20 protein-coding genes are annotated in these 21,064 nt (G+C 70.5%); 12 read left to right on the top strand and 8 right to left on the bottom strand.

The features are described from left to right. Positions 1-9: 9 nt before the first annotated feature. From Afe05nite_RS31690 to Afe05nite_RS31670, 5 genes are read right to left on the bottom strand one after another with little or no spacing between them, the layout of a single operon-like run. Positions 10-957: a pirin family protein gene (locus Afe05nite_RS31690; RefSeq protein ID WP_203820935.1), complete on the bottom strand. Its 948-nt coding sequence runs from the start codon at positions 955-957 to the stop codon at positions 10-12. Between the two features lie 9 nt (positions 958-966). Continuing rightward, on the bottom strand, positions 967-1,365 hold the full coding sequence (locus Afe05nite_RS31685) for a pyridoxamine 5'-phosphate oxidase family protein (protein ID WP_203820934.1): 399 nt from the start codon (positions 1,363-1,365) through the stop codon (positions 967-969). Further along, a complete protein-coding gene (locus tag Afe05nite_RS31680) occupies positions 1,362-2,762 on the bottom strand; it encodes a DUF2252 domain-containing protein (RefSeq protein WP_203820933.1) in 1,401 nt (466 codons plus the stop codon). Before Afe05nite_RS31680 ends, Afe05nite_RS31685 begins: the two co-directional genes overlap by 4 nt. An 11-nt stretch (positions 2,763-2,773) precedes the next feature. Continuing rightward, positions 2,774-4,006 (bottom strand): DUF1501 domain-containing protein, encoded by a 1,233-nt coding sequence (locus Afe05nite_RS31675; RefSeq protein WP_203820932.1) that lies wholly within the window; start codon positions 4,004-4,006, stop codon positions 2,774-2,776. A gap of 2 nt (positions 4,007-4,008) precedes the next feature. Continuing rightward, positions 4,009-5,526, bottom strand: coding sequence for a DUF1800 domain-containing protein (locus Afe05nite_RS31670; protein WP_203820931.1), 1,518 nt, complete (start codon positions 5,524-5,526; stop codon positions 4,009-4,011). Positions 5,527-5,641: 115 nt separating this feature from the next. Here Afe05nite_RS31670 and Afe05nite_RS31665 point away from each other — a divergent pair, with 115 nt between their 5' ends. Together Afe05nite_RS31665 and Afe05nite_RS31660 are read left to right on the top strand one after the other, a co-directional pair. After that, positions 5,642-6,703 carry an ROK family protein gene (locus Afe05nite_RS31665; protein ID WP_203820930.1) on the top strand — a complete coding sequence of 354 codons (1,062 nt, stop codon included), beginning with the start codon at positions 5,642-5,644 and terminating at the stop codon, positions 6,701-6,703. Between the two features lie 105 nt (positions 6,704-6,808). Beyond that, positions 6,809-8,797, top strand: coding sequence for a PPC domain-containing protein (locus Afe05nite_RS31660; protein WP_203820929.1), 1,989 nt, complete (start codon positions 6,809-6,811; stop codon positions 8,795-8,797). Between the two features lie 24 nt (positions 8,798-8,821). Here the strand turns inward: Afe05nite_RS31660 and Afe05nite_RS31655 are convergent, their stop codons facing one another. Next, positions 8,822-9,154, bottom strand: a complete 333-nt coding sequence (locus Afe05nite_RS31655; RefSeq protein WP_203820928.1) for an STAS domain-containing protein — start codon at positions 9,152-9,154, stop codon at positions 8,822-8,824. Positions 9,155-9,280: 126 nt separating this feature from the next. On the opposite strand from Afe05nite_RS31655, the gene Afe05nite_RS31650 reads away from it, so the two are divergent. The 4 genes from Afe05nite_RS31650 to Afe05nite_RS31635 are packed head-to-tail and all read left to right on the top strand — an operon-like array spanning position 9,281 to position 12,205. Next, positions 9,281-9,757, top strand: a complete 477-nt coding sequence (locus Afe05nite_RS31650) for a peroxiredoxin (RefSeq protein ID WP_275407526.1) — start codon at positions 9,281-9,283, stop codon at positions 9,755-9,757. Between the two features lie 11 nt (positions 9,758-9,768). Beyond that, positions 9,769-10,326, top strand: coding sequence for a SigE family RNA polymerase sigma factor (locus Afe05nite_RS31645; RefSeq protein ID WP_239118327.1), 558 nt, complete (start codon positions 9,769-9,771; stop codon positions 10,324-10,326). Further along, positions 10,323-11,153 (top strand): hypothetical protein, encoded by an 831-nt coding sequence (locus Afe05nite_RS31640; RefSeq protein ID WP_203820927.1) that lies wholly within the window; start codon positions 10,323-10,325, stop codon positions 11,151-11,153. The genes Afe05nite_RS31645 and Afe05nite_RS31640 overlap by 4 nt, the downstream gene beginning before the upstream one ends. Beyond that, positions 11,150-12,205 (top strand): amidoligase family protein, encoded by a 1,056-nt coding sequence (locus tag Afe05nite_RS31635; protein WP_203820926.1) that lies wholly within the window; start codon positions 11,150-11,152, stop codon positions 12,203-12,205. The genes Afe05nite_RS31640 and Afe05nite_RS31635 overlap by 4 nt, the downstream gene beginning before the upstream one ends. A 38-nt stretch (positions 12,206-12,243) precedes the next feature. Here Afe05nite_RS31635 and zwf read toward each other — a convergent pair whose 3' ends face one another. Continuing rightward, positions 12,244-13,737 carry a glucose-6-phosphate dehydrogenase gene (gene zwf, locus Afe05nite_RS31630; protein WP_203820925.1) on the bottom strand — a complete coding sequence of 498 codons (1,494 nt, stop codon included), beginning with the start codon at positions 13,735-13,737 and terminating at the stop codon, positions 12,244-12,246. Between the two features lie 158 nt (positions 13,738-13,895). Between zwf and Afe05nite_RS31625 the strand changes: the two genes are divergently transcribed. After that, the gene (locus tag Afe05nite_RS31625) at positions 13,896-14,834 is read left to right on the top strand and encodes an exopolyphosphatase (RefSeq protein ID WP_203820924.1); all 939 of its coding nucleotides are present in this window, start codon (positions 13,896-13,898) and stop codon (positions 14,832-14,834) included. 179 nt (positions 14,835-15,013) lie between these two features. On the opposite strand, the gene Afe05nite_RS31620 is transcribed toward Afe05nite_RS31625, so the two are convergent. Further along, positions 15,014-15,850 (bottom strand): DUF1775 domain-containing protein, encoded by an 837-nt coding sequence (locus tag Afe05nite_RS31620; RefSeq protein ID WP_203820923.1) that lies wholly within the window; start codon positions 15,848-15,850, stop codon positions 15,014-15,016. Between the two features lie 96 nt (positions 15,851-15,946). On the opposite strand from Afe05nite_RS31620, the gene Afe05nite_RS31615 reads away from it, so the two are divergent. The 5 genes from Afe05nite_RS31615 (at position 15,947) to Afe05nite_RS31595 (ending at position 20,512) form a co-directional block, all read left to right on the top strand. Continuing rightward, positions 15,947-16,156 carry an RNA-binding S4 domain-containing protein gene (locus Afe05nite_RS31615; RefSeq protein WP_203820922.1) on the top strand — a complete coding sequence of 70 codons (210 nt, stop codon included), beginning with the start codon at positions 15,947-15,949 and terminating at the stop codon, positions 16,154-16,156. 117 nt (positions 16,157-16,273) lie between these two features. Next, on the top strand, positions 16,274-17,635 hold the full coding sequence (locus tag Afe05nite_RS31610; protein WP_203820921.1) for an ABC transporter substrate-binding protein: 1,362 nt from the start codon (positions 16,274-16,276) through the stop codon (positions 17,633-17,635). Further along, positions 17,632-18,588 (top strand): carbohydrate ABC transporter permease, encoded by a 957-nt coding sequence (locus Afe05nite_RS31605; RefSeq protein ID WP_203820920.1) that lies wholly within the window; start codon positions 17,632-17,634, stop codon positions 18,586-18,588. The genes Afe05nite_RS31610 and Afe05nite_RS31605 overlap by 4 nt, the downstream gene beginning before the upstream one ends. Beyond that, complete coding sequence (locus Afe05nite_RS31600; RefSeq protein WP_203820919.1) at positions 18,585-19,472, top strand: carbohydrate ABC transporter permease; 888 nt, start codon at positions 18,585-18,587, stop codon at positions 19,470-19,472. The genes Afe05nite_RS31605 and Afe05nite_RS31600 overlap by 4 nt, the downstream gene beginning before the upstream one ends. 170 nt (positions 19,473-19,642) lie before the next feature. Next, entirely contained in the window at positions 19,643-20,512 is an 870-nt protein-coding gene (locus Afe05nite_RS31595; RefSeq protein WP_203820918.1) for a hypothetical protein, read from the top strand. Positions 20,513-21,064: the final 552 nt, after the last annotated feature.

Below are 21,064 nucleotides of genomic sequence, written 5' to 3'. Positions count from 1 at the left end.
GCGCCGGCGTCAGCGCACCCTCGCACGGGGGACAAGCCGGGTGATCGGCATCGGCGGGGCCGGCAACGGCGGCCCGGCATAGCCGCGCACCACCCCGAAGCGCGGCGTGCCCGAGGCCCAGTCGGCGCGCATCTGCACGATCTCGTCGTGTTCCCGGCCGACGAAGTTCCACCACATGACGAGGCGTTCCTCGAACGGTTCGCCGCCGAGCAGCAGCAACCGGGCCGACGGGCCGCTCGACAACCGCACCGACGAGCGCCCCGATCCGAGGTAGAGCAGCGGTCCGGGTTTGAGGCTCGCGTCGTCCACATCGGCCGCACCGTCGAGGGCCAGAATCGCGTACTCGAAGGACGGCCGCAGCTCGATCCGGGCGGAGGCCCCGGCAGCGAGCGCAAGCTCCGCGCCGACCAGGGGCGTGTGGGTGCGGGCCGGCGACTCGGCACCGGCCAGGGAGCCCATCAGGACGGTCGCGGTCAGACCGCCGTCGGTGACGACGGGCAGATCATCGTGGTGGGCGAAGGCCGCCGGCATGTCGCGGTCGGCGTGCGGCAGAGCGACCCACAGCTGTACGCCGTGGAGCACGCCCGAGTTCACGACCGGGGTCTGCTCGGCGTGCGAGATGCCCCGCCCGGCCGTCATCAGGTTGAGCTGGCCGGGCCGGATCTCCTGCGTGTTGCCGAGACTGTCGCGGTGCAGCACCTCTCCCGCCACCAGCCACGTCACCGTCTGCAGCCCGGTGTGCGGGTGCGGCCCGACCCGCATGCCCGCGTCGCCGGTGAGGTCATGCGGCCCGTACGCGTCAAGGAAGCACCACGCGCCCACCATGCGCCGTTGCCGGTTGGGCAGGGTCCGCGTGACGGCGAAGCCGCGCGGTCCGCCCAGCGCGACCGGCGCGCCTTCCAGAAGCTCCGTCGGCCACGCCGGACCGACCTCGGGATCGGCCTCGAAACTGCTCACGGGTCGACGTTATCGGGTGAACGGGCCGGAGCCGAGGATCTTCGTCACGCTGATCTCGATGACCACACGAGCCGGGTTGGGCCGCGGGACGCGGTAGCGGGCGGCGTAGAGCTTCTCGCCCTCCGCGACCTTCTCGGGGCTGTCGTGCACCGTGGCGAGCCCCTCGACGGTCGCCCACCGGGGGCCGTCGACCTGGCAGATCGCCACCCGCTGCTGTCCGTTGCGGATGTGCCGGACATGCGCCGAGGTGGCCGACGAGATCACCCGGGCGGTGTCGCCCAGCAGTGTGGCGCCGACCGCCACGACGTGCGGCGAGCCGTCCCGGCGCAGGGTGGTGAACGTGCAGAGATGCTGCTCGGTCCAGAACTCGAGCAGCGCGGCGTTGTCCAGCGCGACGACGCCGCTCATGCCGCCGGCTCCGCCGCCAGGACGCCCCGCCGGACCGCGTGGACGAGGGCTGCGTGATCACGTTCCACCTGATCGGCGTACGCGCGAGCGAAGCGGCACAGCGCCTCGGCCAGCTTGTCGCTGCCGCCGATGTAGCCGGTGATCATCGAGGCCCCGCTGGTGCGGGCGTGCGACTTGGCGAGCAGGAACCCGCAGATCCCGGCGTAGTCGGCCAGAGCGCCGGCACTGATGTCCTCGACAACGATCGCACCCTTCATGTCACGGAACTGACGTACGTAGTACTGGTGCTCGCCGACCGTGGTCCAGCCGAGAAGCGGATCGCTCACGGTCTGCAGCGCCTGTTGATATTCCACCACCCGCTGGCCCTGATGCCGGTGCCAGGCCGCCTCGCCGTGCTGGTGCGGTGCGACGATCGACCGCCGGGCCTGCTTGAGCTGCAGGAACACGACGTCGTCGGGGTTGCTGCCCTCACACAGGGCGACATAGGCGCGCAGCCCGACCGAGCCGACCCCGACCACCTTGTGGGCGATGTCGACGACCCGGTAGCCGGCGAGGATGCGCGCCCAGTGCGGCGGGAGCGTGTTGAGGTAGCCGTCGAGCCCTTCGGCCAGGGCCTCGCGCTCCTCGTCGGTCGGCCGGGTGATCACCGGCGGTTCCTCGACCATCCGGTACGTGCCGTCGCGCCGCTCGGTGAACCGCGGCAACGCCCGGTCGCTGGTGCGGCGGCGGGCCCGGCGGGCCGCCCGTTCGATCTCCTCGCGGAAGCTGGCGCGGGACGCGGCGGAGCGGAGCCGGTCCACGTCGACGCGGTCGAAGCTGCGCCCGAGCAGTGGCCGTTCGGCCAGTTGGGCGAGCTGTTCGCGGTATTCCTCGACGCAGTGCTGGACGGCCTCGCCGCAGTGCGACTCACGGAAGCCGTTCTGCCGGCCGGCGACGTACACACTCACCGCGAGCCGGCGCAGGTCCCATTCCCAGGCGCCGGGGTGGGCCTCGTCGAAGTCGTTGAGGTCGAACACCAGTTCCCGCTCGGGGGAGGCGTAGAAGCCGAAGTTGCCGAGGTGGGCGTCGCCGCAGATGACCGGGGTGATGCCGGTGGCGGGCAGCCGGGCGAAGTCGTCGGCCATGATGTTGGCGGTGCCCCGCAGGAACGCGTAGGGCGACGAGATCATCCGGCCGATCCGGAGCGGGACCAGCCATTCCTGCCGGCCCTGGTTCTGGGTGATGACCTGCCGCACCGGGTCGAGGCGGTCGGCGGGCGGCGTCCAGTGCGCCAGGTCGGCGCGGTGCGCCCGCTCGCGCAGCGACCGGCCCAGCTCGTACCGCTCGGCGCGGGGCCGGGCGGGCCTGCGCAGTGACGTGAACCCGTCGTCCTGACCTGTGTCGAGCATGCTTTCCATCAGCCGCCAGCCTAGGTCCTGGCGGCGGCCAGCCCGAACGCGGACGGTTTCACCCCGGGGAACACCTCGGAAAGGGTGCCGAACCCGCACCGCTTCTGCAGGATCTCGCCGATGACCGAGCGGTAGTCGGTGGTCGCGGCCAGGTCGCCGGCGACGAGCGCGGCGGGGGACAGGCCGGGCCAGTCCGCGTACACCTTGCCGCCGCGTATCCCGCCGCCCAGCAGCAGCATCGCGTTGCCGTGGCCGTGGTCGGCGCCCCGGGACGCGTTCTCCCGGACCCGCCGGCCGAACTCGCTCACCGTCAGCAGGGTCACCGAGTTCATCGCGGCCGGGCCGAGGTCGGCGGCGAACGCGGCCAGGGCGAGGGACAGGTCGGTGAGGTTGTCGTGCATCCGCTGACCTTTGACGGCGGTGCCGAGCGAGTCGTGCATGTCCCAGTCGCCGCTGTCGACGGCCGCCGTGACCAGGCCGACCTTGGCCTTGATCAGGCGGGCCACGTCGCGCAGCGCGGCGCCCAGGTCGGTGTCGGGGTAGGCGGTGCCGCCGGCCGCGGGGATCGAGGCGGTGCCGGCCAGCGTCCGGCCGGCGGCGAGGGCGGGGCCGGCCAGCGGGGCCGGTGCGTCCGCGTACATCCGGCGCAGTGCCTCGGCCATCGGCCGCTTCGCCGAATCGCCGGCGAGCTTGAACTTGTCGATGGCGGCCATCGAGACGGCCGGTACGGGGCCGGCGAGGAGGCGGGCGGGCATGGCCGCGCCGATCGACGCGCCGGCGAGGGGACCGGTGGCTCCGGTGCCGCCGAGCATCCGGTCGAGCCAGCCGCTGCGGATCGACGAGCCGGGCGCGGCGTTCTCCATCGCCTCCATGGCGGCGAAGTGCGAACGGGTCGGGTTGGGCTGGCCGACCGCGTGCACGGCGGCGAGGTCGCCGGCCTTCCACAGCGGCAGCAGCGGGGCGAGCGCCGGGTGCAGCCCGAAGGTGCCGTCGCCCGCGATGACCTGGCTCTTCGGCAGTGCGATGGTGGGTCGCGCGGCGTAGTAGCCGGGGTCGCCGATCGGGGCGATCGCGGACAGGCCGTCGAAGCCGCCGTGCAGCGAGAGCACGACCAGGGTGTCGCCCGAGTAGCCGGGGTCGGCCCAGGCCAGCTGGGTCGAGACGCCGGCGCCGGCGAGGCCGGTCAGGGCCGCCGCGCCGAGCAGGCCGCGGCGGCTGAGGGTCACGTGTTCGGCGCATCCGGGCAGCTTCATGATCACCTCAGCTGGAACGTCGGCGAGTCGAGGACGAGCGCCACGAGATAGGGCAGGCTCCCCGCGAGGGACTTGTCGGAGCTGGTCAGAGGACTGGTCGGCAGCTTCCCGGCAACGCTGAGCACGGCGGCGGTGTGGGTGGCGGGCAGTTTCGTGCCGACCAGCCGGACGGCGAGCGCGTCGAGGAACGCGCCGTAGGTCGCCGGCAGTGTCGGCACCAGGGCTTTGCGCAGGTCGGCGGGGCGGGTCAGGGTGCTGGGATACCAGCCGGCGGCGAGGTTCAGGTGCCAGTTGCACTTGAGCAGGAACACCGACGGCGAGGCCCAGGCGGGGGCGACGTCCGGGTAGCCGTTCGGCGGGCCCCAGCGGTACGGGGCGTGCCCGATGTCCACGAGCGCGTGGTAGAGCGCGTCGAGTGCGCCGGTGCCCGATTTCTCCGGTCCGAGGCCCAGGGTGCGGATCGTCGCGATCAGGTCCTCGAACGGCGTGCGGGTCTTCTGCCCGGTCGCCGCCGCGAACTCCGGCGAGGTGAACAGGGCCCGCAGCACCGGCTTGACGGCGGTGTCGTTGTCCAGATAGATCTTGGCGAGCCGGGCGACCAGGCTCGCCGGCGCGTCGTCGGCGACGAACCGGACGCAGAGCTTGGTGGCGATCCGGCGGGCGGTGGCCGGGTGGCGGGCGAGGTAGTCGGCGAAGGCCAGCGGTCCGGCGTCGCCCGCGGCGTTGGGGTCGGTGAAGCCGAGCACCTCGACCGCGCCGGCCAGGTGCTTCGACGGGTCGTACGCGTAGCCGCCGTCCTTGGCCACGGTCAGGCCGGTGAGCAGGCGCGCGGCCGCCTTGACGTCGTCCTCGGTGTAGATCAGGCCGACCGTGTGCAGCTCCATCAGCTCGCGGGCGTAGTTCTCGTTCGGCTGGGTCCGGATCGACGAGCGGTTGTCGAGGTAGGTGAGCATCGCCGGGTGCCGCATCGACGCCTTGAGCAGCTCGGCGAACTTCCCGAACGAGTGTTTGCGGAGCACCTGGGCGTCGTAGTCGGCGCGCGAGTCCCAGCCGCCGCTCGACGGCGCCGCCACGTGCAGGTGGTTGGCCCAGAACGCGGCCATGCTCTCGAACAGCTGCCGGTTGCTCCACGCGGCGCGGGCCACGCCGGCCCGGCCGAGCTGCTTGACCGCTTCGTAGGAGTGCACCGGCAGCTTCGCGCGCACGGTGGCGATGCTCGCCCCGGCCAGCGGCAGGCGGGCGACGAGGGCGTCGCACTCGGCGTCGCTGATCTTCTCGGGGGCCAGCTGCCGGTCCAGCCAGCCGTCCACGCCCAGCCGGGCGGCCTCGGCGAGGGTGGCCGGGGTCGGGCCGAAGGTGGCGCGGCGCAGCAGGTGCGCGATCGGGTCGGCGGCGAGGCCCAGCTGTGCGGCGCTCTGGGGTGCGGCGCTCGGGGGTGCGGCCGCGGCGGCGCCGCCCCCGACGGCGACAACCGCGGTGGTGGCTCCGGCGGCGGCGAGAAGCGTGCGGCGGGTCGTCATGCCAGACCGTTCGACGCGTACGCCGGGGGCCGTCGCGGCTGCAACCGTGACTAACCCATTCGCAATCGGCGCGCACCCGTCGCCCCGGGGCGGAACCGGACGTACGCTCAGCTCTGTGGATCAGGCTGAACCGGTACGCACCCCCGCCTCCTGGGTCGTTGTGGGTCTCGACAACGGCGGGACCTGCAACAACGCCACCGTGCTCGACGCGACGGGGCAATATCTCGTCGATCACCTGGTGGAGAATCCGAGCCTCGTGACCGACGGTCCCGAGCTGGCCGTCGAGCAACTGGCCGAGGCGTTCACCAATATCCTCGAGCTGACCCGCACCCCGCTGACGCTGGTGCGCGCGGTCGGCCTGGACACGCCCGGCCCGGCCAGCGCGACCGGGGTGATCTCGTCCAAGGGCGCGACGAACTTCAACCAGAAGTCGTGGCACGGCTTCGACATCCGGGGCGCGCTCGAGGCCCGCATCGGCCTGCCGGTGTTCTACAACAACGACGCCAACGCGGCCGCCCTCTACGCCCACCACCAGCACTTCGGGGCCGACGCGATGCGCCGCTCGTCGGTCGCCGCGATCGTCGGCACCGGCCTCGGCGGCGGGGTGGTGGAGAACGGCCGGGTCGTCGCGGGTGCGGCCGGGATGGCCGGCGAGCTCGGTCACGTGCAGATCCCGCTGCACGGCGTGCTCGAGCCCGACCAGCCGATCCCGCTGTGCAACTGCGGTTTCGAGGGCGACGTGGAGAGCATCGCGTCGCTGACCGGCATCAAGAACAATCTCCTGCCGTACTGGTTGTCGAAATTCCCCGACCACCCGCTCGCCGCCGAGCCGATCAGCGTGGCGGCGAAGAAGCTGCGGGGTTACGGCGAGAACGAGGATCCACTCGCGCTGGCGGTGTTCGGGCAGCAGGCGCGCGCGATCGGGAAGCTCTTCACCATCGCCGCGAATTTCACCGACCCGCACGCCTACCTGCTCGGCGGGGGCGTGGTCGAGGCGGCGCCGAAATTCCGCCAGTGGGTCCTCAACACCATCCGGGAGAGCACCGCGCTGCGCGACGAGCAGTCGGCGGCGGCCACGTTCGCGCTGGTGGCGGACCTTGACATGGCGGGTGCCCGGGGGGCCGCGGTGGCCGCGCTGGAGGGGGTGCAGCAGCGCCGGTCGACCGATGGTCGATAGATCTGTAACGACGCATTTACCACTCTAGATATTGATGGTTGTCCTTCAGTAACGTCGCCCTTGCCATCCGTGGCCGGGGGCCTCGGAGGTGCTGAAGGGGGACGAATGCGACGAAGCATCGCAACCATCTCTGCGGTAATGCTGGGCCTGGCACTGATCACGCCAGGTGCCGCCCAGGCCGCCCCGACCACTCCCACGTTCAAGTCCGATGGTCTGTCACCGGCCGACAAGGCGTCACTCGCCGCCGGCGTCGGGGTGGCTCCCAAAGCGCCGTACGGCACCCGGCCGAAGGGTCCCAACCCGTTCCTCGCCGAGGTCGCCGACCGCTCCAAGGTCGATTACGCGGGCTGGGCGAACTACCTCAAGGCGCAGTCGGCCACCAAGGCGGCCCAGCGGGCCAGGACGCTCGCCGCCACCAACCCGTCGCTCGCCGCCAAGGCCGCCGCCGCGCCGGCCGTGGTGGTCGACGAGGACGAGATCGACGGCACGAACGGCAGCAACGACACCCCGGTCAACGCGCAGCGGATAAGCGTCTTCGGCACCGGCTCCGGGCAATACTCCAAGATCCGGGTGCTGGGCGGCCTCGACAACGAGGTGGTCAGCACGCCGGCGGTGCCGGCCGCCCCGGAGGACGACGGTTCCATCCCGCTCGCCGGCGACACCGGGATCGGCACCATCCGCACCGGCGCGACCGTCACCGCTCAGATCGGCGACGGGCCGCACGGGCGGCAGACCGGCGACGGCAGCAACGACTTCGACTTCTACAAGATCGTCGCGCCCGCCGGGAAGACGCTGAAGCTGACCACGGCCACGCCGACCGGGCCGCTCGACACGGTCATCCAGTTGTTCGCGGCGGACGGCACACTGCTCGCCGTCAACGACGACTTCACCGGCCTGGACAGCCAGATCACCTACGACGTGACCACCGGCGGCACGTTCTACCTCGCCGTCGCCGCGTACGGTGGGCTGCCCGCCGACCCGTTCGACTCGGCCAGCGGTGGGGGCATCGGTGACCCGACCCCGCCGACCGAGGGCCCGTACACCCTGACCCTGAGCTCGGGCGGCGTCGACAAGGACTTCTTCGCGGTGAAGTTGAAGCCCGGCGACGTCCTCGGCGCGTACGTCAAGGGCAGCCCCTCCTACATCACGGTCTACGACACCGTGCCGCGTGAGGTGCACGGCTCGTCGCAGGACGCGTCCTCCATCTACCCGATGTCCTCGCCGTTGCCCGCCGGTGGCAACGCGGTCACCGACTACGTGGCCACCAAGGCCGGCTGGCACTACGTCGGCGTGCGGGCCGGCTCCGGGGCGTACGACATCACCGTCGAGGCCTACCGTCCGGTGCTGCAGGGCGCGACCCCCAACCAGACCCTCTTCCTGGACTTCGACGGCGAGCGGGTCAACACCGGCGTGTTCGGCGGCTCCGGCAACCGGGACCTCAGCCCGTTCGCGGCGTTCCTGGCCAGCTGGGGCCTGACCCGGGCGGACGAGGACGCGGTCATCGACGCGGTCACCGCCGGCGTCACCGAGAACCTCAAGAAGGACCTCGTCGCCAGTGGCCTCAACCCGAAGTTCAAGCTGAAGATCAAGAACAGCAAGGACGACGACGACCCGTGGGGCGGCGCCAACGTCAGCCGCATCATCGTCGGCGGCACGATCGAGGAGAGCGGCGTCGACACCATCGGCATCGCGCAGAGCATCGACCCCGGCAACTTCGAGACCAAGGAGACCGCGCTCGTGCTGCTGGACGTGCTCAGCGCCCCGGCCGGTGACTCGGCGGCGTCGCTGAACACGTACCTCACGCCGGCGAGCGACCGGCTCAAGTTCGTCTCCCAGGCCTTGTCCAACGTGATCTCGCACGAGGCGGGCCACTTCTTCGGCGACTACCACACCGACAACCAGGACAGCCAGCCGAACCTGATGGACGCCGGCGGCACCGGCTTCGCCACCCTGTTCGGGGTGGGCCCGGACGGCGTGGGCGGCACCGCCGACGACGCCGACGTCGACTTCGGCGACAGCCAGTTCATCCCGTCCGAGGGCTTCAAGGGCACCGAGGACACGCTGGGCCGAATCGTCTTCGGCATCACCAGCTGACCCTGCGCCGGCCGGCGGTCGTCCTCACTCCGCGAGGGCGGCCGCCACGTCGGGGTAGAGCGCCAGGTAATCGGCCAGCCCGAGGGTGTCGAACAGCCGGCGCAGGAAGCTGCTGGGTGCGGCCAGCCGCACCCAGCCGCCTCGCTCGGTGGCCCGGCCGTGCGCCGTCACCAGCACACCGACCCCCATCGAGTCGCAGAAGTCGAGGCCCGCGACGTCGACCACGACCCGAGGGCTGGGCCGATCGACGAGGCGGCTGAGGTTTGCCTTGAGGACGGGCGCGGTGTCGATGTCGAGTGAACCGCGCAGAACGAGGACGGCCGTGTTCGGTGGATGGTGCGCGACCGAAACCTGCATGACGTTGTCGCTTTCGAGCTTCGGGGGGCGGAGGGGACACCCAGCCTATCGATCCTCGGCGCGGAGCGCCCCTCGCGGCCCGGCCGCCCTGTTACCCGCAGGTAGGACCGGGGTAGATTAGTTGCCATGGCAATCAAAGAGGGTGACAAGGTCGAGGACTTCGAGCTTCCCGACCAGGACGGCATCTCCCGCCGCCTCACCGACCTGCTCGCCGGCGGCCCGGTCGTGCTGTTCTTCTACCCCGCCGCGATGACCTCCGGCTGCACCGCCGAGGCCTGCTCCTTCCGTGACCTCGCGGCCGAGTTCCGCGAGGCGGGCGCCCAGCGGGTCGGCATCAGCCGCGACCTGCCGGCCAAGCAGAAGCAGTTCGCCGAGCTCAACAGCTTCGACTACCCACTGCTCAGCGACCCCGACTCGCAGGTCGCCTCGGCGCTCGGGGTCAAGCGCAAGCTGCCGCTGGGACCGCTGAGCACCAAACGGATCACCTTCGTCATCGACACCGATCGCACCGTGCTCGAGGTCATCCACTCGGAGACCAACATGCAGGAGCACGCGGCGAAGGCGCTGCAGACGCTCACCGCCCGCAAGTCCGCCGCCGAGTAAGAATTGTCGGTATGCCGTTGCACAAGCGGGAGCCGGGCCGCGTCTCTGAGGGTGTGACCTTCGAGGAATTCGCGATGGCCCGGCTTCCCAGTCTCCTGCGTTACGCGGTCGTCCTCACCGGCGACCGTGATCTCGCTCAGGACATCGTCCAGGAGGTGCTGGCCCGGGCTCAGGTCCGGTGGCGGCGGATCAGCGAGTCGGATGTGCCGGAGGCGTACGTGCGACGCATGGTGCTCAACGAGTACCTGTCGTGGCGGCGCAGCTGGCAGTTCCGGCACGTGCACGCCGTGGGGGAGCGCCTCACCGACCTCGACGACGCCCGCGGCGGGATTCGCGACCACGCCGACGGGATCGCCGAGGCCGACGCTCTGTGGTCCAGGTTGTCGACCCTGGGCCGCAAGCAGAGGGCCGTTCTCGTCCTGCGCTACTACGAGCAGATGGAGGACGAGGCGATCGCGGACGTGCTCGGATGCGCCCCCGCCACGGTGCGCAGCCATGCCTCGAGGGCGCTCAAGACGCTCCGATTGTCGGAGCGCCAGGAACGGATCCATGCCGAGGAGAAGTCGTGACCGAGCACGCAGATCAGCTGCGCGAGGCCTTCGAGATTCATGAGAACGACACTCCCGACCCCGTCGCGGTCTACGCCCGGGTTCAGGAACTGTCCGGAAAATACAAGCGGCGCCGCCGTGGTTTCCAGGTCGCCGGTGGCGCGGCCCTGGCCGGGCTGGCGGTGGCCGGCATCGTGACGGTGCCCAACCTGCTCCCGGGTAACGCCCGCAACACGTCGTCCGTCAGCTTCCCGGCGGGTGCCGTCCCCACGTCCGCCGCACCGTCGGCGATCCCGTCGCTGAGCGAGGCCGACCTCGAGAAGGGCTGGGCGGCCTACTTCGCCGCCGGCTACGACTACGACGACGCCGTCAAGCTCTCCGAGCTGTGGCACGTCAAGGCCCCGATCGGCAACGTCAAGGCGGAGGCCGGCCTGCGTCTGCTCGCCGGCGAGACGCTGCCCTTCCCGGCCACCCCGAACGCCCCGGAGCCGACCCGGCCGGCCGGCCCCGCGGCGGACAAGCAGCTCGACGCGTTCTTCGGCGCCGGCTACACGTGGGACGAGGCGGTGCGGCTGGCCAAGATCTGGCACCTCTCGGACCCGAGCGACGCCAAGGTCATGGCCGGCAAGAAGCTGCTGGCGGGTGAGACGCTGCCGGTGCAGCCCAAGCCGGCGAACGTCAAGGCGGCCAAGGAGGAGAAGCAGGTCGCGGCCTTCTTCAACAAGGGCTACAGCGTCGAGGACGCGGTCAAGCTCGCCAAGATCTGGCACCTGAAGGACGCGTGGAGCGCCAAGATCGAGGGCGGAAAGCGCATCCTCGCCGGACAGAGCCTGCCGATCAAGCCGTGACCCCCACGCTGCGCCGGCGGATCGGATTCGAGATCGAGCTGATGGCCCCACCGGGCCGCAGCCGGCGCAGCCTTGCCTACGACCTGGCCGGCCGCCACGGCGGCCGCATCCGGCCGGTCTGGCATCAAGACAGCGAACCGTCCCTGGTCCCGGGCCTGGGGCGGTTCCTGCATCTGACCCAGGGGTTCGAGGTGACCCGGGCCGACGGCGCACCCATGTGCACCCTGGTCGACGACATCACGCTGCTCGACGGTCTCGAGCCGCGCACCCCGGCCCCGCCCGGCTGGTACCGCGTTCTCAGCGACGATCCGCGCCTGCTGTCGCTGCTCAGCCGGCAATGCGACCCGGGCGCACCGCTGCGTGAGGTGCTGGCGCCGGTGGCCGCGCTGTGGGGCTCCACCACCGAGCTGATCGGTGCGGTGGTGCGCCTCGACGACCCGTCCGGTGCGACCGTCGCCCTCGCCGCGCCGCAGGGGGCCGAGCGGGAGCGCCCGTGCGAGATCGTGACGCCGCCCCTGGCCCGCGAACACCGAGCCGCTCTGGCGGAGTTGCTCGAGCCGGCCCGTGATCTCGGGTTCACCGTGCCCACCGAGGCCGCGGTGCACTTCCACTTCGACGGGGCGCCGTTCCGCGCGCCGCAGGCGCTCGCCAACGTGATCCGCCTGTTCGCCTACTGGCGTGAACCGCTGCGTCAGCTCCTGCGCACCAACCCGGCCTGCCGTCGCCTCGCCCCGCTGCCCGCCGAGCTGGTGGCCGCCGCCTCGGTCGACGCGCCGAGTCTCGACCAGCTCCGCAAGGCGGCCGACGCGGGCGAGCTGACCAAGTACTTCGACGTCAACCTGACCCAGCTGGTCAAGGACAAGCCGGTCCGGGACACCCTCGAGATCCGCATCCTGCCCGGCGCCATCGACGCCGACGCGATCGTCAACCAAGCCGCGCTGGTCGAGCTGCTGCTCGACCGCTGCCTTGACCCGGAGCCGTTCCCGGCAGCCCCCGCCGGGGGCGTCTCCGGCCTGATGGAGATCGCTGCCGAGAGCCTCGCGCAGCGGTGACGGTCCGGCCGGCCACGGGGCCGGCCGGACGGATCACGTCAGACGCTGTTGCGCCAGTGCCGCCCGCTGCGGCCGATCAGCCGCTCCGCGTCGGCCGGGCCCCACGAGGCCGCTTCGTACGTCGGGATCGGCGACTGGTCGTTCGCCCAGTGCTCGATGATCGGGTCGACGATCCGCCAGCACTGCTCGACCTCGTCACTGCGGATGAACAGCGTCGGGTCGCCGAGCAGGGCGTCGAGCAGCAGACGCTCGTACGCCTCCGGGGACTCCTCGGGGAACGTCTGCTCGTACGAGAAGTCCATGCTCGCCGTGCGCACCCGGAACGAGTGACCCGGCACCTTCGCGCCGAAGCGCAGCGAGATGCCCTCGTTCGGCTGGATCCGCAGGATCAGCGCGTCCGCCTCCAGCCCGGTCAGCTGGTCCTGCGGGATCGGCAGGTGCGGCGGCCGCTGGAAGGTCAGGGCCACCTCGGTCACCCGGGCCGGGAGGCGCTTGCCGGTGCGTACGTAGAACGGCACACCCGCCCAGCGCCAGTTGTCGACGTTGAGCCGCATCGCCGCGTACGTCTCGGTGCGGGACAGCGGGTCGACCCCGACCTCCTCGCGGTAACCCGCCATCAGGTCCTCACGGGTGCCACCACGGGTGTACTGACCGCGGACCGAGAGGTCGGCGATGTCGCGGTGGGTGGGCAGCCGGATCGCCTGGAGCAGCTTCACCTTCTCGTTGCGCAGCCCCTCGGCGTCGAACGAGGCGGGCGGCTCCATCAGGGCGAGCGCGAGCACCTGGAGCACGTGGTTCTGCACGATGTCGCGCATCGCGCCGGCGTGCTCGTAGAAGCCGCCGCGGGTGCCTACCCCGAGCGTCTCGGCCACCGTGATCTGCACGTGGTCGACCCAGGAGCGGTCCCAGATCGGCTGGAAGATCGAGTTGGCGAAGCGCAGGGCGAGGACGTTCTGCACGGTGTCCTTGCCCAGGTAGTGGTCGATCCGGAAGACGCTGGGCTCGTCGAACGCGGCGTGCACGATGCCGTCCAGCGCGTACGCCGTCTCGAGGTCCCGGCCGTACGGCTTCTCGATGACCAGCCGGGAGAAGGAGCCCTCCCGGGCGTGGTTGAGCCCGGCCCCGGCAAGGCCGTTGATCACCGGCTCGAACGCCTCGGCGGGCGTCGAGAGGTAGAAGATGCGGTTGCCGGAGGTGCCGCGCTCGGCGTCGAGGGCGTCGAGGGTCTCGGCGAGCCGCTTGTACGTCTCGGGGTCGTCGTAGCCGCCGGAGACGTACCGGATGCCACCGGCGAGCTGGGCCTTGTCGTTGAGGTTGCGGCCACCGAGCGCGCTGGCCGCGAACTGGTCGTCGGCCATCGCCGTGCGGGCCACCCCGACCAGGGCGAACTGGTTGGGCAGGCGGTTGTGCCGGGCCAGGCTCTCCACGGCGGGCAGCAGCTTGCGGCGGGTCAGGTCACCCGAGGCGCCGAAGATCACCAGCGTGGCCGGTGGTGCGCTGCGCTCCTGGATGAGCGGGGGGGCGTTGTCCATCTCTTCGAGTCCTCCGACCGTTTCGTCCGCCGTTGCAAGCGTCCGAGGAAACCTTACGCAGGGTCCGGGCCGGTAGTTCAGACTCATCCCTCGATGCGAGCAGGCCCACCGCGACAAAAGTGGCAAACTGGAGTAAAGCTTTATTTTGAGGGGGCCTCGTGAAGTACCGGCTCGTGACCCGGAGCGATTTCGACGGCTTGGTCTGCGCCGTGCTGCTTCGCCACCTGGACATGATCGACGAGATCAAGTTCGTCCATCCGAAGGACGTTCAGGACGGCGAGGTCGAAGTCACCCAGAACGACATCCTGACCAACCTTCCGTACGCTCCCGGCGCCTACATGGTGTTCGACCATCACCACTCGGAGACCATGCGCAACGAGGGCAACCTCGAGAACCACGTGATCGACGCCGACGCGCCCTCGGCGGCCCGGGTGATCTACGAGCACTTCGGCGGCAAGGAGCGCTTCCCGAAGATCTCCGACGACCTGATGCTCGCGGTCGACCAGGCCGACTCGGCCCAGTACTCGCTCGACGACGTGCTGCACCCCGAGGGCTGGACGCTGCTGAACTTCCTGATGGACAGCCGCACCGGCCTGGGCCGCTTCCGCGACTTCCGGATCTCCAACTACCAGCTGATGATGCAGCTGATCGACGCCTGCCTGGAGATCCCGCACGTCGACGAGATCCTGGCGCTGCCCGACGTGGCCGAGCGGGCCGACCTGTTCCGCTCCCAGTACGACCTGTTCGTGGAGCAGCTGAAACGGGTGAGCCACCTGGAGGGCGACGTGGTGATCGTCGACCTGCGCGACGAAGAGGTCATCCACGCCGGCAACCGGTTCATGATCTACGCCCTGTTCCCGGAGTCACGCGTGTCGGTGCACGTCATCTGGGGCCGGGCGAAGCTCAACACCGTGTTCGCCTGCGGCAAGTCGATCCTCGACCGCACCTCGCCGGTCGACATCGGCGAGGTCATGCTGCGTTACGGCGGCGGTGGGCACATCGCCGCCGGCACCTGCCAGGTCCCGCACGACGAGTCCGACCGGGTGCAGCAGGAGATCGTCGACGCGCTTCGTTCGCCGCGGACGGTCTCCGTCTAGCGGTCCGGCGCCGAGGTGTCCGGAACGAGTTGTGCGCCGGGGCGGACGGGCCGAACCCCGTCCACCCCGGCGACCGCGAGTCGCGGGCCATGCCCATTTGGCCCCACCCGCCGGTCGTGTTCCGCGCCCCACGCGCATCATCACGACCCATCCCGCATCCACCACGCGCGGGAGTCTTTCTAGGAGCGCAGGCTCCACTTGCTGGCGCTGACCGGTTCCTTGACGACCTCGGCCTCGGCGTCCTTGACCTCGGCGTCCTTGACCTCGGCCGTGGCGGGCTTCGACTCGTCCTCGTCGTCCGGTTCGTCGTCGTCGCCGGCGCGGTGCCGGCTGCGCACCACGAGGATCGCGCTGCCGAGCAGGGCCAGACCGGCCACCACCCAGCCGCCGATCGCCCAGATCGAGGGCCCGCGCGTCGCGTCGGCCACCGCGTCCGCGAACACGGCCGCCTCGGCGTCGTCGCCGGAGGCGTCGGTCGTGTCCGTCACGGTGCCGCCGTGGGCGTGCGTCGCCGTCTGCCCCTCGACCGCCGGCGTCAGCGAGATCTGGGCCGGCATCGTCGGACCGGCCTTGCCGTCGGCGTACGTCGTGGCGACCGTGAACGCCATCGAGCTCAGGGTCGGCAGCGGCCCGATGGCGATGGACAGGTCCGCCGACCCGCCCGGGGCGAGCTGCCGGCCGGGCATGGCGAGCCACGTGATCGAGTGGGCCGCCTCGGTCGCCGGGGTGCCGCCGTGGATCGTGGCGAGCGGCGTCGCGAGCGGCTTCATCTCGATCTTCGGCGCCCAGTCGTCGACCGACAGCGGGTACATCTCGGCGATGGCCGTGTCGTTCGGGAGCTGGACCGCGATCGTCTGCACCGGCGCGGTGCCGGTATTGGTCACATGGAAGGTCAGGTTCTCCCCACTGCCCTGCGCGGCGGTCGTGGGGGAGACCGTCACGTCGGCGAACGCGGGAGCGGCGACAAGAGCGCCGATCACCACGGCAGCCGCGGGAACGCCCGCTCGGCGGGCCATCGAGAAGTGCCTCACGAGGGGTAGTTCGGATCCGGCACGCGGATGGTTCAACCACCCACGAACATCTTTGGGAAACTTGTCGGCGATGATGACCTGATGCGTGACGTGGAGATCGACGGCGACATGATCAGACTCGGACAATTCCTCAAGCTTGCCGATCTCATCGACACCGGCGGCGAGGGCAAGGTCCTGATCGCCTCCGGCGACGTGACGGTGAACGGGGAGGTCGACACCCGCCGCGGCCGGCAGCTTCATCCGGGCGACGTGGTGGAGGTACTGGGCAACCAGGCCCGGGTGTCGAGGTAGGACGATCGGAAGTCGGCGCCTCCCTGCGTGACGACCGGTTGACATTGCGTGACCTCAGGCATCTACTGAGGTCCGTTGTGTTACCGGCGTCACACAGCGCCTCGATGGGGAGGCTCAATGTCTCGCGTGCACATCCGATCCGGGCTGGCCATCGCCCTGACCGCAACCCTTGCCGGATGTGCGGGCTGGGGCGGCGGCCCCGACGGCGGCGGTCCGGACACCATCAACGTGCTGATGGTGAACAACCCGCAGATGATCGACCTGCAGCGGCTCACCGAGGACAACTTCACCAAGACCACCGGCATCCACGTGAACTTCACCGTGCTGCCCGAGAACGACGTCCGCGACAAGATCAGCCAGGAGTTCTCCAGCCAGGCCGGCCAGTACGACGTGGCCTCGCTGAGCAACTTCGAGATCCCGATCTACGCGAAGTCGAAGTGGATCGCCCCGCTCGACGCCTACGTCCAGGCCGACACCGGGTTCGACCAGGCCGACATCCTGCCGCCGATGACCCAGTCGCTGACCGCCGACGACGGCAAGCTCTACGGCGAGCCCTTCTACGGCGAGTCGTCCTTCCTGATGTACCGCAAGGACGTGCTCGACCAGGCCGGTCTGCGGATGCCGGCGAACCCCACCTGGCAGCAGGTCGCCGACATCGCCGCCCAGGTCGACGGCAAGCAGCCCGGCATGCGCGGCATCTGCCTGCGCGGCCAGCCCGGCTGGGGGCAGATCTTCGCGCCGCTCACCACCGTCGTGAACACCTTCGGCGGCACGTGGTTCGAGCGGGACTGGACCCCCAGGGTCAACAGCCCGGAGTTCACCGCCGCCACCAAGTTCTACGTGGACCTGGTCCGGGCGCACGGGGAGAACGGCGCGCCGCAGGCCGGGTTCACCGAGTGCCTGAACAACCTCATCCAGGGCAACACCGCGATGTGGTACGACGCCACGAGTGCCGCCGGTTCGCTGGAGGCCGACAAGTCCCCGGTCAAGGGCAAGATCGGTTACGTCGCCGCCCCGGTCGACAAGACCCGCAGCTCAGGCTGGCTGTACGCGTGGTCCTGGAGCATCCAGCAGGCCAGCTCGAAGAAGGACAACGCCTGGAAGTTCATCTCCTGGGCGTCCTCCCGGCAGTACGAGGAACTGGTCGGCCAGCAGGTGGGCTGGTCCAGCGTCCCGGCCGGCAAACGCGCCTCCACCTATCGGAACCCGGAATATCTCCAGGTCGCGTCGGCCTTCGCCGAGCCGACCGAGAAGGCCATCTCCGGCGCCGACCCGCGTGACCCGGGCGTGCAGCCCCGGCCCGCGATCGGCATCCAGTTCATCGACATACCGGAGTTCACCGACCTCGGCACCCAGGTGTCGCAATATGTCAGCTCGGCGATAGCCGGGCAGATGAGCGTCGACGAGGCCCTCGACCGCGGTCAACGCCTGGCCGAGGACGTCGCCGAGCGCTACCGGTCCCGCGAGGAGGCGAAATGACATCAGTCGCCGAGAAACCGAGCGTCGACACCGCCGAGCCGCCACCGTCCGGAGCGGTGCGCCGGGTCTCCGCCTGGGCCCGTCGAGCGCCCCTGCTGCCCGCCCTCATCTTCATGATCATCGTGACCCAGCTGCCGTTCGTGGCCACCCTGGTCATCTCGTTCATGGACTGGAACGCCTACTACCCCGACGAGGTCGGGTTCGCCGGGTTCGACAACTTCAAACGGGTCTTCACCGACGTCAACATGCGGGACGCGGTCTGGACGACGATCCTGCTCACCGCCGGGGTCGTACTCATCAGTCTGCTTCTGGGTCTGGGTATTGCTCTTCTGCTCGATCGCAAGTTCCGCGGGCGTGGGGCGGTGCGCACCATGATGATCGCGCCGTTCCTGGTGGTGCCGGTCGCCGCCGCGCTGATCTGGAAGCACGCGCTCTACAACCCCGAGTACGGCCTTTTCAACGGTGCGCTGACCTGGCTCTGGGGGCTGTTCGGCGCGGACAATCCGCCGCAACCCGACTGGATCAGCAACATGCCGCTGTGGGCGGTCATCTTCGCCCTGGTCTGGCAGTGGACGCCGTTCATGATGTTGATCCTGCTCGCCGGCCTGCAGGGACGCCCGCTCGACGTGATCGAGGCGGCCCGCATCGACGGGGCCAACAGCTGGCAGATCTTCCGCAGCATGACCCTGCCGCACCTGCGCCAGTACCTCGAACTGGGTGCGCTGCTCGGGTCGATCTACATCGTGCAGAACTTCGACGCGGTCTTCACCATCACGTCCGGCGGCCTGGGCACGGCGAACCTGCCGTACACCATCTACCAGATCTTCTACCAGGCCCACGACTACGGACGAGCCTCCGCGGCCGCCGTCATCGTGGTCCTCGGCACGATCATCATCGCGACGTTCGCCCTGCGTACCGTCTCGTCGCTGTTCAAGCAGGAGGCCGGCCGATGAGCTCCGTCACCGACACCGCTCCCGTCCCCGCGACCCGCGACTCGCGGGGCCGCCCGGTTCGTAAACGCCGGGACGGGGCGAACGTCTGGCTCAGCCTGCTCGCCTGGGTGGTCGGCGTCCTGTTCGTGCTGCCGGTGGTGTGGATGGTGCTGACCTCCCTGCACTCCGAGGAGAACGCCGCCACCAACCCGCCGTCCGTGCTCGCGCCGCTCACCCTCGACGGCTACCGCGAGTTCTTCTCCGGCGGCGCCTCCCCGTGGCCGCCGCTGCTGAACTCGCTCACCGCCAGCGTCCTGTCCACCCTGCTCGTGCTGCTGCTCGCCATCCCGGCCGCGTACGCGTTGAGCATCAAGCCGGTGCGCAAGTGGAGCGACGTACTGTTCTTCTTCCTCTCCACCAAGATGCTGCCGGTCGTCGCCGGCCTGCTCCCGCTCTACCTGTTCGCCCAGAGCGCCGGCCTGCTCGACAACATCTGGCTGCTGATCGTCTTCTACACCTCGATGAACCTGCCGATCGCGGTGTGGATGATGCGCTCGTTCCTCTCCGAGGTGCCGGTCGAGATGCTCGAGGCCGCCGCGGTCGACGGTGCCGGGCTCACCAAGACGCTGCGCTCGGTGATCGCGCCGGTGGTCATGCCCGGGATCGCCGCCACCGCACTGATCTGCTTCATCTTCAGCTGGAACGAGCTGCTCTTCGCCCGGGTGCTCACCGCCACCGTCGCCGAGACCGCACCGGTGTTCCTCACCAGCTTCGTCACCAGCCAGGGGCTGTTCCTCGCCCAGCTGTGCGCGGCCGCCTTCGTCGTCTCCCTGCCGGTGCTGATCGCCGGTTTCGCCGCCCAGGACAAGCTCGTTCAGGGCCTCTCCCTCGGTTCGGTCAAATAGCTTTCCCCGCCTCCCCCGAAGAACGGGTGGCCGGCCCCGTCCCCCGCGGCGGCCGGCCACCCTATTTCCTCCCCGGCGCGTTCGGGGCCTGCTTCGGCGGCAGCCACCTTTTCGACCGAAATCGTGATCGCGGCCGGAACCGGCTCGGGACCTGAATCGTCGAACAGGGCATGACTCGTCTCCGCGGCACCATCCTCGCCGCAGCCGTTCCCCTGCTGCTGATCAGCGCCTGCGCCCAGACCGCCGGCAACAGCGCGGCGGCCTCGCCGGACGCCCGCGACAGCAGCGCCGCCCCCTATCCCCAGGGCCTCGTGCTTCGCGTCGAGTCGTTCGGCGGTTTCGTGCCGCCCGAGCACAACCTGGGCCGGCTCCCCGCCGTCAGCATCTACGCCGACGGCCGCATGATCTCCGAAGGTCCGACCACCGCCATCTATCCCGGCCCGGCGCTGCCCAACCTGCTGGAGCAGATGCTCACCCCGGAGATGGTGCAAGACCTGGTCAAAAAGGGCCAAGAGGCGGGTGTACGCAACGGGGCCGACTTCGGCAGCCCCAACATCGCCGACGCCCCCTCCACCCGGGTCGTCGCCGGCGACCAGTCGGTGAGCGTGGTAGCCCTCAGCGAGGCCCAGGCCAGCGACCCGAATCTGACAACCGCCCAGCGCACCGCCCGCAACAAACTCGCCGCCTACGTCAAAACTCTGGAGTCGCTGTCCGGCGCCCCCGGTGTCGCCGCCCCGGTCGCCTACGTGCCCGACTCCGTCGCCGCCCTGGTCCGCTCCTACGTGGACCCCCAGGGCGAGGAGCCGAAGAGCCCCGAGATCGCGTGGCCCGGCCCCACCCTGCCCGGCCCGGAAATGAACCCCGGCCTCGGCATCGGCTGCGTCGACGTCACCGGCCCCGCCACCGCGAAGGTGCTGACCAGCGCGAAGACCGCCACCACGAGCACCCCGTGGACCGCCGGCGGCGCGAAGTGGTCGATCACCTTCCGCCCACTGCTCCCCGAGGAGAAGAGCTGCGCCGCCCTCAAGGGGGTGCGGTGACACCGATCGGGGAGCCGCTCGAACCGGGAGAGGACAACCGTTTCGAGCAACGCACCGGGGGTGAGGAGGACGGGCCGACGCAGGACCACCCTGTGCCGGCCCGTCCCACCCCGCTCGTCTGCCGCCCCCGCCCCACCAGCCGCTAGCCGCCCGCCGCCCTGCCCCGCTGCCCCGCCCAGCTGCTCTGTCCCGCTGCCGGGCGGCTGGGGCGGGGCCGGGCCGCTGGGGCCGGGCCGGGCCGGGCGGCTGGGGCGGGGCCGGGCCGTTCCACGGGCGGTTGGTTAGGCGTCCCGGGTTATTTCGGTATGACATTTCCGGCTCGGCGAGCCCTGTCCAGTGCGCCGTTACTGCGGTGCGGTGCGGGTGCGACGGCGGTCGGCGTCTCGTCCCGCGGTCGTGGCGGTGTCGGGCTTCCGCGCCGCATCGAGGGCGGTTCTCAAGGAAGATGGGGCCTTGAATCGGGCCGAGGCCCTCTTTCAGTGATGTTGCGCGGAATCCGCCCTGTCGGGTCAGGCGCGCCGGGACCGGCGGCGCGAGATCGGGCGTCAGGTG

The organism is Paractinoplanes ferrugineus, assembly GCF_016862195.1.
Taxonomy (GTDB): Bacteria; Actinomycetota; Actinomycetes; order Mycobacteriales; family Micromonosporaceae; genus Actinoplanes; species Actinoplanes ferrugineus.
The sequence above is the reverse complement of the archived record's forward strand: the minus strand, read 5'-3'. Positions and strand labels throughout refer to the sequence as shown.